The sequence below is a fragment of the Curtobacterium sp. MCLR17_040 genome (assembly GCF_003234735.1).
GTDB classification, from domain to species: Bacteria; Actinomycetota; Actinomycetes; order Actinomycetales; family Microbacteriaceae; genus Curtobacterium; species Curtobacterium flaccumfaciens.
Genome location: NZ_QKTE01000003.1, coordinates 56,241 through 67,373, shown reverse-complemented (window position 1 = coordinate 67,373; position 11,133 = coordinate 56,241). Strand labels below are relative to the sequence as shown.

The 11,133-nt window shown below is 70.0% G+C and carries 8 protein-coding genes; 5 read left to right on the top strand and 3 right to left on the bottom strand.

Annotated features, from left to right (window positions below; translation table 11 throughout):
* Positions 1–14 precede the first annotated feature (14 nt).
* A complete protein-coding gene (gene proP / locus DEJ01_RS04260; protein ID WP_258375638.1) occupies positions 15–1,577 on the bottom strand; it encodes a glycine betaine/L-proline transporter ProP in 1,563 nt (520 codons plus the stop codon).
* Between the two features lie 288 nt (positions 1,578–1,865).
* On the opposite strand from proP, the gene valS reads away from it, so the two are divergent.
* Positions 1,866–4,460: a valine--tRNA ligase gene (valS, locus tag DEJ01_RS04255; RefSeq protein WP_258367134.1), complete on the top strand. Its 2,595-nt coding sequence runs from the start codon at positions 1,866–1,868 to the stop codon at positions 4,458–4,460.
* A 65-nt stretch (positions 4,461–4,525) separates the two neighbouring features.
* Positions 4,526–4,777 carry a hypothetical protein gene (locus DEJ01_RS04250; RefSeq protein WP_111092292.1) on the top strand — a complete coding sequence of 84 codons (252 nt, stop codon included), beginning with the start codon at positions 4,526–4,528 and terminating at the stop codon, positions 4,775–4,777.
* A 150-nt stretch (positions 4,778–4,927) separates the two neighbouring features.
* Here the strand turns inward: DEJ01_RS04250 and DEJ01_RS04245 are convergent, their stop codons facing one another.
* On the bottom strand, positions 4,928–5,767 hold the full coding sequence (locus DEJ01_RS04245) for an alpha/beta fold hydrolase (protein WP_111092291.1): 840 nt from the start codon (positions 5,765–5,767) through the stop codon (positions 4,928–4,930).
* A gap of 122 nt (positions 5,768–5,889) precedes the next feature.
* Here DEJ01_RS04245 and DEJ01_RS04240 point away from each other — a divergent pair, with 122 nt between their 5' ends.
* Together DEJ01_RS04240 and DEJ01_RS04235 are read left to right on the top strand one after the other, a co-directional pair.
* Positions 5,890–6,471, top strand: coding sequence for a TetR/AcrR family transcriptional regulator (locus DEJ01_RS04240; RefSeq protein ID WP_111092290.1), 582 nt, complete (start codon positions 5,890–5,892; stop codon positions 6,469–6,471).
* 227 nt (positions 6,472–6,698) lie between these two features.
* Positions 6,699–8,723, top strand: a complete 2,025-nt coding sequence (locus DEJ01_RS04235) for a M3 family metallopeptidase (RefSeq protein WP_111092289.1) — start codon at positions 6,699–6,701, stop codon at positions 8,721–8,723.
* 117 nt (positions 8,724–8,840) lie between these two features.
* Here DEJ01_RS04235 and clpX read toward each other — a convergent pair whose 3' ends face one another.
* A complete protein-coding gene (clpX, locus tag DEJ01_RS04230; RefSeq protein ID WP_017886000.1) occupies positions 8,841–10,121 on the bottom strand; it encodes an ATP-dependent Clp protease ATP-binding subunit ClpX in 1,281 nt (426 codons plus the stop codon).
* Between the two features lie 236 nt (positions 10,122–10,357).
* Here clpX and DEJ01_RS04225 point away from each other — a divergent pair, with 236 nt between their 5' ends.
* A complete protein-coding gene (locus DEJ01_RS04225; RefSeq protein WP_181438350.1) occupies positions 10,358–11,086 on the top strand; it encodes a YcnI family protein in 729 nt (242 codons plus the stop codon).
* Positions 11,087–11,133: the final 47 nt, after the last annotated feature.

Sequence of the window (11,133 nt, the reverse complement as noted above, 5' to 3'; positions counted from 1 at the left end):
GGGCGGCCCCGTGGTCAGGAACCGGAGGGTTCCTTCTGGGCGTCGGCCGAGATGATCGGGATCTCGCTCGTCGAGAAGTCCTTCGCCCAGTCGGACTGCGCGAGCTCCGACGTCGGGTCGTTGTAGTCCTCGATCACGCCGGCGATCTCGTCCTCGGAGCCGACCGTCGGGCCGGAGCCCATGAGCGGGCTCGCGGCGGTCTCCTTGGTGAAGTACACCGCGACCAGGCCGATCACGGCGGCGAGCATCAGGTAGAACGCGGGGATGTCCTCGGCCCAGCCGTACCCGGCGTCCTTCGCGGCGTTGATGAGCGCGGCGGTCGCGAGCGGGGTGGTCCCGCCGAAGAGCGACACGGACACGTTGAACGCGATCGCCAGGGCGCCGTAGCGGATGATCGTCGGGAACAGCGCGGGCAGCGTCGACGGCATGGTCGAGGTGAACGTGACCAGGACGACGCCGAGGATCAGCAGGCCGGCGAAGACGCCGACACCGGTGCCGGTCTGGACCAGCTTGAGGGCCGGCCAGGACAGCAGGATGAAGCCGATGCAGCCGGCGGCGAGCACCGGACGACGCCCGAACCTGTCGGACAGCCGGCCACCGAAGGTGATGACGACCATCATGAGCAGCATCACGATGACGATGAGGATCAGGCCGAACGTGGCGTTCTGGCCGAGGTTCTGCTCGAGGTAGGTCGGCATGTACGACAGCAGCATGTAGTCGGTCACGTTGAAGACCAGGACCAGGCCGATGCAGATGATGAGCGAGCGCCAGTTCTCGGCGAAGAGCTTGAGGAACGGGGTCTTCTGGCCCTCGCGCTCGGCGGCCTGCTCCTGCTGCTTCTGGAACGCCGGGGTCTCCTCGAGCTTGAGGCGCAGGTAGAGGCCGATCAGGCCGAGGGGGCCCGCGATGATGAACGGGATGCGCCAGCCCCAGCTGAGCAGGGCGTCCTCGGACAGGCCGAACTGCAGGCCGGTGACGATCGAGGCGCCGAGCACGTAGCCGGCGAGGGTGCCGAACTCGAGCCACGAGCCCATGAACCCACGGCGCTTGTCGGGCGAGTACTCGGCGATGAAGGTCGCGGCGCCGCCGTACTCACCACCGGTCGAGAAGCCCTGCACGAAGCGGGCGACGAGCAGCAGGACCGGGGCCCAGAAGCCGATCGTGTCGTACGACGGGATCAGGCCGATCATGAGCGTGCCGGCGGCCATCAGGATCATCGTCAGCGCGAGGACCTTCTGTCGGCCGATCTTGTCGCCGATCGGGCCGAACACGGCGCCACCGATCGGGCGCACGATGAACGCTGCGGCGAAGAAGCCGAACGTGGCGACGATGTTCGCGGCCGGGTCGCCCTGCGGCAGGAACACCTGCGAGATGGTGACCGTCAGGTACGCGAAGATGCCGAAGTCGAACCACTCCATGGCGTTGCCGAGCGCGGCAGCCGCGACGGCACGCTTGAGCAGCGACTCCTCGACGACCGTGACGTCGTCCTTCGTGAGGTCGCGACGAGCGCGCTTCGCGGCGCCCTTCGTGCGCAACGGCCGATCGCCGTGCGGGTGGGGTGCGTTGTTCGGTGCCAAGTCGTTCCTCCGGGGTGCGGTGCTTCCTTCGGGCGTCCGGCGGACGGCGACGTTGCAGCTCCTGCGAACCCTGCGCTCGCCGGACAAACCCAGGAAGACTAGCAGGCTCCGGGCGTGTCCGACAGTTCGGTGTGCTAGGCGCTGCTCGGTGATGGCCGCGTCCGACCGGTTCGTCCGCCTGCGTGCGCGTGCGCGGCCGCTACGATTGGGGCACCGCGCGTCAGGCGCGGAACACTCAGGCACCTCATCACGGACTCGGTGCCGCACACACGTACGGAAGGCACACCCATGACCAAGCCCATGCCCGAGAAGCCGAGCGTCGACGGACTGGAGCAGGTCTGGGGGCCGGTCTGGGAACAGGACGGCACCTACCGCTTCGACCGCGACGCCGCCGGTCACCGTGACGCCGTCTGGTCGATCGACACCCCGCCGCCCACCGCCTCCGGCTCGCTGCACATCGGGCACGTGTTCTCGTACACGCACACCGACCTCAAGGCCCGGTTCGAGCGCATGCGCGGCAAGCACGTCTTCTACCCGATGGGCTGGGACGACAACGGTCTGCCCACCGAGCGCCGTGTACAGAACTACTACGGCGTCCGCTGCGACCCGACGCTGCCGTACGACCCCGAGTTCACGCCGCCGTTCGAGGGCGGGGACGGCAAGTCCTCGAAGGCCGCCGACCAGCTGCCCGTGTCGCGCCGCAACTTCATCGAGCTGTGCGAGCGCCTGACCGTGCAGGACGAGCAGCAGTTCGAGGAGCTCTTCCGCACGCTCGGCCTGTCGGTCGACTGGACCCAGTCGTACCGCACCATCGACGACACCTCGCGGGCCAGCGCCCAGCGCGCGTTCCTGCGCAACCTCGAGCGCGGCGAGGCCTACCAGGCCGACGCCCCGACCCTGTGGGACGTCACGTTCCGCACCGCGGTCGCACAGGCCGAGCTCGAGGACAAGGAGATGCCCGGCGCGTACCACGGCATCGCCTTCCACCGCACCGACGGCGGCGACGACGTCGTCATCCAGACCACCCGCCCCGAGCTCCTGCCGGCCTGCGTCGCCCTGGTCGCGCACCCGGACGACGAGCGGTTCCAGGACCTCTTCGGCACCACGGTCCGCTCCCCCCTGTTCGACGTCGAGGTCCCGGTGCTCGCACACCACCTGGCGCAGAAGGACAAGGGTGCCGGCATCGCGATGGTCTGCACCTTCGGTGACACCACCGACGTCGTGTGGTGGCGCGAGCTGCAGCTGCCGAACCGCGCGATCATCGGCTTCGACGGCCGCGTGCGTTCGGACGAGCCCGCCTGGATCGAGTCCGCGACGGGCCGGGAGCTCTACGCCGAGATGGCCGGCAAGACCGTGTTCTCGGCCAAGAAGGTCGTCGTCGACGCGCTGACGGAGTCCGGCGAGCTGATCGGTGACGTCAAGACCATCCAGCACCCGGTGAAGTTCTTCGAGAAGGGCGACAAGCCCCTCGAGATCGTGTCGACCCGCCAGTGGTACATCGTCAACGGCGCGCGCGACGAGCAGCTGAAGAGCACGCTCCGCCAGCGCGGCGAGGAGATCGCGTTCCACCCGGACTTCATGCGCGTCCGCTACGACAACTGGGTCGGGGGCCTGTCCGGCGACTGGCTCATCTCGCGCCAGCGCTTCTTCGGCGTGCCGCTGCCCGTCTGGTACCCGCTCGACGCCGACGGCAACCCGGTGTTCGACCAGCCGATCGTCCCGACCGAGGCGCAGCTGCCCGTCGACCCGGCCTCCGAGCCCGCCCCCGGCTTCACCGAGGACCAGCGCGGCGTGGCCGGCGGGTTCCAGGGCGAGCTCGACGTCATGGACACCTGGGCCACCTCGTCGCTCACCCCGCAGCTCGCGGGCAAGTGGGAGACCGACCCGGCGCTCTACGACCTGGTGTACCCGTACGACGTCCGCCCGCAGGCGCAGGACATCATCCGCACCTGGCTGTTCACGACCGTGCTCCGCAGCCAGCTCGAGGCCGACGTGGTGCCGTGGAAGCACGCCTCGATCTCCGGCTTCATCGTCGACCCCGACCGCAAGAAGATGTCGAAGTCGAAGGGCAACGTCGTCACGCCGCTGTCGATCCTCGAGCAGCACGGCGCCGACGCGGTCCGCTACTGGGCGGCCTCGTCCAAGCTCGGCACGGACGCGGCCTTCGACCCGCAGAACCCGAAGCAGATCAAGGTCGGCCGTCGTCTGGCGATCAAGGTGCTCAACGCGGCGAAGTTCGTCTACGGCTTCCCGCTGCCCGAGGGCGCCACGAGCGTCACCGAGGCGCTCGACGTCGACATGCTCGCCGAGCTCGGTGCGGTCGTCGAGCAGGCCACCGCGGCGTTCGACGGGTTCGACCACGCCCGGGCCCTCGAGATCACCGAGCGCTTCTTCTGGACGTTCTGCGACGACTACCTCGAGCTCGTGAAGGAGCGCGCCTACGGCACCGCGTCCGACGCGACGCACGAGACGCAGGCGAGCGCGGTCCTGGCGCTGCGCGGCGCGATCGACGTGCTGCTCCGACTGCTGGCACCGTTCCTCCCGTACGCGACGGAGGAGGTGTGGGCCTGGACCCACGACACCAGCGTGCACCGGGCCTCCTGGCCGACCGCGGCCGACCTGCCCACCGACGCGGCCCCCACCGGGCTGCTCGCGGCCGTCGGACAGGCGCTCATCGGGATCCGCGGTGCGAAGACGGCGGCGAAGGCGTCCCAGAAGACGCCCGTGACGCGTGCGGTCGTCGCGGCGCCCGCCGAGACGCGGGTGCTCATCGAGCGCGCGGCGGTCGACCTGGCGGCCGTCGGCCGCATCGAGAACCTGTCGTTCGTCGACGGCGACGAGCTCGCCGTCACCGAGATCGAGCTCGCGGAGCAGCAGGCGTAACGTCGCCTGTCCGGGCCGGGTCGCCTTGGTGACCCGGCCCGTCAACCACCGGACTGGAGGCACGGATGCAGTTGGGCACACGCTGGAACGTGGGTGGGGAGCCGCCTGCGCGACTGCCCGAGACGATGGTCGTCGCCGTGCGCGGGGTCGAGGACGAGCTCGCGGCGGAGTCCGTCGACACGGGGACCTGGGGGTGGACCCTGACGTTCCTGGAGGGCAAGCCGATCGTCGAGCTCGACGACGGCACCTCGATCCACCTCGACGACGCCGGGCACGCCCAGGTGACGAACCCCGACGACGCAGGCGAAGAGGACTAGCGCGCGGCGCGGGGGCGCGCGGCGCGCGGCGCGCGCTGCGCGCGGTTCGCTTGGAGTGCAGAAATGGTCGGGTCCCCGGTGGGAACCCGACCATTTGTGCTCACGATGCGGGCGCCCCCGCCGGGGAGCGCCCGCGTGATCGCCGAGGGATCAGGACTCGGCGAGCCAGGTGCGCAGGACCTCGTTCACCTCGGCGGTGTGCGTGGTGAGCAGGCCGTGCGGGGCGCCCTCGATCTCGACGTACTCCGCCGCGGGCAGCGCCTGGGTGAAGCGTCGGCCGGTGGCGTCGATCGGGAGGATGTTGTCCGACGTGCCGTGCACGATCAGGGCGGGGACGGTGACCTTCGGGATGTCCTGGCGGAAGTCGGTCGGCCAGGTCAGGGGTGCTGCGGCGGACGCGATCGAGCCGGAGCCGGCCGCGATGTTCCAGGCGTTGCGGACCTGCTCCTCGGAGATGCGGGTGCCGAGGTTCTCCGACAGGTTGAAGAAGTCCTGGTAGAAGTTCGTGAAGTACGCGTAGCGGTCCTTCGCCACCTCGGCGGCGATGCCCTCGAAGAACGACATCGGGCCGGCGCCGTCGGGGTTGTCGTCGGTGATGGCGAGGAACGGCTCGAGCGAGGCGAGGAACGCGACCTTCGCGATCCGGTCCTCACCGTGGCGGCCGATGTAGCGGGCGATCTCGCCGGTGCCCATCGAGAAGCCGACGAGGATCACGTCGCGCAGGTCGAGGGTCGTCAGGACCGTGTGCAGGTCGTCGGCGAAGGTGTCGTAGTCGTAGCCGGTGGACGGCTGCGAGGACTGGCCGAAGCCACGGCGGTCGTACGTGATGACGCGGTAGCCGGCCTCGAGGAGCATCGGGACCTGCCCCTCCCACGAGTTGCCGTCGAGGGGGAAGCCGTGGATCAGCACGATCGGCTGCCCCTGGCCCTTGTCCTCGTAGTGGAGTTCGATGTCGACGCTGTTCTCGGTTCCGACGGTGATGGCACCCATGATCGTTCCTTCCCTGAGTATCGCGGAGAACGATCGTTCTCCGCCGATGTGGACTACAGTAGAGAACGCCCGTTCCCAGCGCAACTCGAGAACGGTGAACACTCAGGGAACGGGGTACACACATGGCCACCAGCACCGTCGAGCCGAACGTCCGAGCACACATCGTCGAGGTCGCGGACCAGCTGTTCTACACGCGCGGGATCCAGTCCGTGGGGATGGACGAGATCCGCACGGGCGCAGGGGTCTCCCTCAAGAAGCTGTACGCGGCGTTCCCCGGCAAGGAGCAGCTCATCGCCGCGGTGCTCGCCGGCCGCCACGACATGTGGGAGCAGGGTGTGCACGGCGCGGTCGAGGCTGCGGCCAGCCCGCGCGACAAGCTCCTGGCGGTCTACGACTTCCTGGAGTCGTGGTTCGGCGACGACACGTTCCGCGGCTGCGGGTTCATCAACGCGTTCGGCGAGCTCGGCGCGACCTCGCCCGCCGTCGCCGAGATCGCGCGCGAGCACAAGGACTCGTTCCAGCAGTTCGTGCAGCGACTCACCGCCGAGGTCGTCGCCGACCCCGAGCACGCCGAGGAACTCGCCGCGCAGCTCGCACTGCTCGCCGAGGGCGCGCAGACCACCGCGGCCATCGCCGGCACCACGGCGCCGGCCGCGCACGCGCGTCGTGCCGCGGTGACCCTGATCGACGCCGCGATGCGCTGACACGCGACCGCGATGCGGACGGGAAGCCCGTGGCGGCGCCGCCACGGGCCTCCCGTCCGTCTGCTGGTCGCGCTGGGCGCGGGTGCGCGTGCCGGGTCGTTCCGGGCGTACCTGGTCGTTCCGGGCGTACTCGGTCGGTTCTTTCGACCAGGTATGCCCGATCCCGCTTCCCAGTCCGGGTGTCATGGGAAGGAACGGACTCCAGCACCCGTGCATAGGGTGGGCAGATGGCAACCCCGTTCGACGTCCCGAGCACCCTCCCCTACGCCCTGCCGCCCTTCGGCGACGTGCGACTCGAGCACTACCGACCGGCGTTCGAGGCCGGCATGGCCGAGCAGCGCGCCGAGGTCGAGGCCATCGCCACCGACCCGCACGCCCCGACGGTCGAGAACACCCTGGTCGCACTCGAGCGATCCGGGCAGCTGCTGACCCGCGTCAGCCACGTGTTCTTCACGCTGTCGTCGGCCGACTCGACGCCGGAGCTGCACGACCTCGAGGCCGAGGTCTCCCCGCTCCTCGCCGCCCACCGTGACGCGATCACGCTCGACTCCCGCCTGTACGCCCGCGTACAGGAGGTGCTCGACGGCGCCGCGGCCGCCGGGCTGACCGGTGAGGCGCTGCGCCTGGTCGAGCGGACCCACGCCGAGATGACCCTGGCGGGCGCGGGCCTCGACGACGCGGGCAAGGAGCGTCTGACCGCGATCAACCAGGAGCTCTCGACCCTCACGACGACCTTCGAGCGGAACCTGCTCGAGGACACCAACCACTCCGCCGTGCACGTGACGAGCGAGGACGAGCTCGAGGGGCTCGACGACGGGGCGAAGTCCGCCGCGGCCGCCGCTGCCGCCGACCGGGGCCTGGACGGCTGGCTCATCACGCTGCCGCTCTACACCGGACACCCGTGGCTGTCCTCGCTGGCGAACCGCGACCTGCGTGAGCGGATCATGCGCGCCTCGCTCGCCCGCGGTCGTCGCGGCAACGAGTACGACAACCGTGAGGTGCTGCTCCGCATCGTCCGGCTGCGGGCCGAGCGCGCCGAGCTGCTCGGGTTCCCGAACCACGCCGCCGTGGTGACCGCCGACGAGACGGCGAAGACCCCCGAGGCCGTCGACGGGCTGCTGTCCTCGCTCGTCGGCGCCGCGGCACGGAACGCCGACGACGAGCGCGCGGTCCGGTCGCGCACGGTCGGGTTCGACATCGAGTCGTGGGACTGGGCGTACGCCACCGAGATCCTGCGTGGCGAGCAGTTCGCCGCGGACAGCACCGCGCTCCGCCCGTACTTCGAGGCCGACCGGGTCCTGCACGACGGGGTCTTCCACGCCGCCGGTGTCCTGTACGGTCTGAGCTTCACCGAGCGCCCGGACCTGCACGGCTACAACGACGAGGTCCGGGTCTTCGAGGTCACCGGCGACGACGGCGACCCCGTGGGGCTGTACCTGCTCGACCTCTACACGCGTGACGGCAAGCGCGGCGGCGCGTGGATGAACCCGGTCGTCGAGCAGTCCGAGCTGCTCGGCACCCTGCCCGTCGTGGTCAACAACCTCAACGTCGCGAAGCCGTCCGCCGGCTCCCCCACCCTGCTCATCCAGGACGAGGTCGAGACGCTCTTCCACGAGTTCGGCCACGCCCTGCACGGCCTCATCGCCCGCACCACCTACCCGCGGTTCTCCGGCACGAACGTCGAGCGGGACTTCGTCGAGTTCCCGAGCCAGGTGAACGAGATGTGGCTGTCGTGGCCGTCCGTGCTGGCGAACTACGCGAAGCACCACGAGACCGGAGCACCCCTGCCGCCCGAGCTCGTCCTGGGGCTCAGCGAGTCCGAGGGGTTCAACGAGGGCTTCGGCACGACCGAGTACCTCGCCGCAGCACTGCTCGACCAGGCGTGGCACCGGTTGTCGGCGGCCGACGCCGCAGCGGTGACGTCCGTCGAGGACTTCGAGCGGGACGCCCTGGACGCCGCCGGCATCGCGGTCGAGGCCGTGCCGCCGCGCTACTCGTCGACGTACTTCGCCCACACGTTCTCGGGCGGGTACGACGCCGGGTACTACGGGTACATCTGGTCCGAGGTGCTCGACGCCGACACGGTGGAGTGGTTCCGCGACAACGGCGGGCTGGACCGGGAGGCCGGCAAGCGGTTCGCCGAGCGTCTGCTCGGGGTCGGCGGGGCGAAGGACCCGCTCGAGGCGTACCGGGACTTCCGCGGCCGCGACGCCGAGGTCGGCCCGCTGCTGCGGCGCCGCGGGCTCGAGTAGGCGCGCCGGCGCAGGCCGCCGCGCGCCGTCGCCCCGCACCGCACCGCACCGCACCACGAAACGGACACAGCACCACGGAATCCCGTGGTGCTGTGTCCGTTCGCTGGTTCCGGAGGGCTACGCCGACTTCTCGACGCGCTTGGCCCGGGGACGCGGCACGATCGTGGGCGCCGCGTTCTCGAGCACGGACTCGCGGGTGATCACCACGCGGGCGACGTCGTCGTCGGACGGGACGTCGAACATCACCGGGCCGAGGACCTCTTCGAGGATCGCCCGGAGCCCGCGGGCACCCGTCTGGCGCAGCACCGCGAGGTCCGCGATGGCCTCGAGCGCGCCCTGGTCGAACTCGAGCTCGACGCCGTCGATCTGGAACATCCGCTGGTACTGCTTGACCAGCGCGTTCTTCGGCTCGGTCAGGATCTGCATGAGCGCCGCCTGGTCGAGCTGCGACACCGTGGTGACGACGGGCAGACGACCGATGAACTCGGGGATCAGACCGAACTTGTGCAGGTCTTCCGGCAGCACCTCGGAGTACAGGTCCTGGTGGTCGGTCGCACTGTGCAGGGGTGCCCCGAAGCCGATCCCGCGCTTGCCGACGCGCGAGGACACGATGTCCTCGAGCCCGGCGAACGCACCCGCCACGATGAACAGCACGTTCGTCGTGTCGATCTGGATGAACTCCTGGTGCGGGTGCTTGCGGCCGCCCTGCGGCGGGACCGAGGCGACCGTGCCCTCGAGGATCTTGAGCAGCGCCTGCTGCACGCCTTCGCCCGAGACGTCGCGGGTGATCGACGGGTTCTCGGCCTTGCGGGCGATCTTGTCGACCTCGTCGATGTAGATGATGCCGGTCTCGGCACGCTTCACGTCGTAGTCGGCGGCCTGGATGAGCTTGAGGAGGATGTTCTCGACGTCCTCGCCGACGTAGCCGGCCTCGGTCAGGGCGGTGGCGTCCGCGACGGCGAACGGCACGTTGAGGCGCTTGGCCAGCGTCTGCGCCAGGTACGTCTTGCCACAGCCGGTCGGGCCGATGAGCAGGATGTTCGACTTGGCGATCTCGATGTCGTCGCGGTCTTCGGCGGCGGTGATCTGGCCCTGCGCACGGATGCGCTTGTAGTGGTTGTAGACGGCAACGGCGAGGGCGCGCTTCGCCGGGTCCTGCCCGATGACGTACTCCTGCAGGAAGTCGAAGATCTCCCGCGGCTTGGGCAGTTCGAAGTCCCCGCTCGAGGTGTCCTCGCCGGCTTCGGCCAGACGTTCCTCGATGATCTCGTTGCAGAGCTCGACGCACTCGTCGCAGATGTAGACGCCCGGTCCGGCGATGAGCTGCTGGACCTGCTTCTGGCTCTTGCCGCAGAACGAGCACTTGAGGAGATCGCCGCTCTCTCCGATGCGTGCCATTCCCGTGCCTCCCTGATTGGACATGCCGGCCGCGCTGTCGCACCACCGCTGGTGCACCGCTGCTGGTGGGCACCTCGTCGTGGACACGAGCCTAACCGCAACCGGTGACACCGACCGCGATGCCCCTCCGGAATCCGCCCGCGCGTTCGCCCAGGGCGTGCGAGCCTGCTACGGTGATCCGGACTTCTCTACATCTTGTAGAACAGCAGGTGCAGAACCACCCCGGAAGGAACCCCATGCAGAAGCGTCTCGCCGCCGGCGGCGCCGTCACCCTCGGTGTCGCAGCCGTCATCGTCCTCGGCAGCGCCACGGCGGCCAGCGCGCACGTGTCCGCCACGGCCACGTCGACCGCAGCGAACTCGTACACCACGGCGACCTTCTCGGTCCCGCACGGCTGCGACGGCTCCCCCACGACGAAGATCCAGTTCCAGGTGCCGGAGTCCGTCATCGAGGTCACGCCCACCGTGAACCCGAACTGGACGATCACGAAGGCGACCGAGCCCTACACCGACCCGTCGGCGTCGGCATCCGACGAGGACCACGCCGAGACGGCCGCCGAGCGCGTCACCAGCGTCACGTACACCGCGAAGACCCCCCTGCCCGCCGACGAGCGCGACACCTTCGCGCTCTCGTTCTCGCTGCCGGACGGCAAGGCCGGCGACCTGGTCGAGCTCCCCGCGATCCAGACCTGCGAGAAGGGCAGCGTCGAGTGGAACCAGGAACAGAAGGCCGGCGAAGCCGAGCCCGAGCACCCGGCCCCCTCGATCACGCTGACCGCCGCCGAGGCGACGGACGACGACGGCGACCCGATCGCCGCGACCCCGACGGCCGAGGCCGCCGGCTCGACCGCCTCAAGCGACCCCGACCTGGTCGGTCGCTTCCTCGGCCTCGGCGGCCTGGTGCTCGGCGCCGTCGCCCTGGTCGTCGCCGTCGCCGGCACGCGTCGTCGGAGCTCCGCCAAGTGACGCAGCGCGGCTCGCGTCGGTCCCGGTCGCGGTTCTCTGCCTGGAGG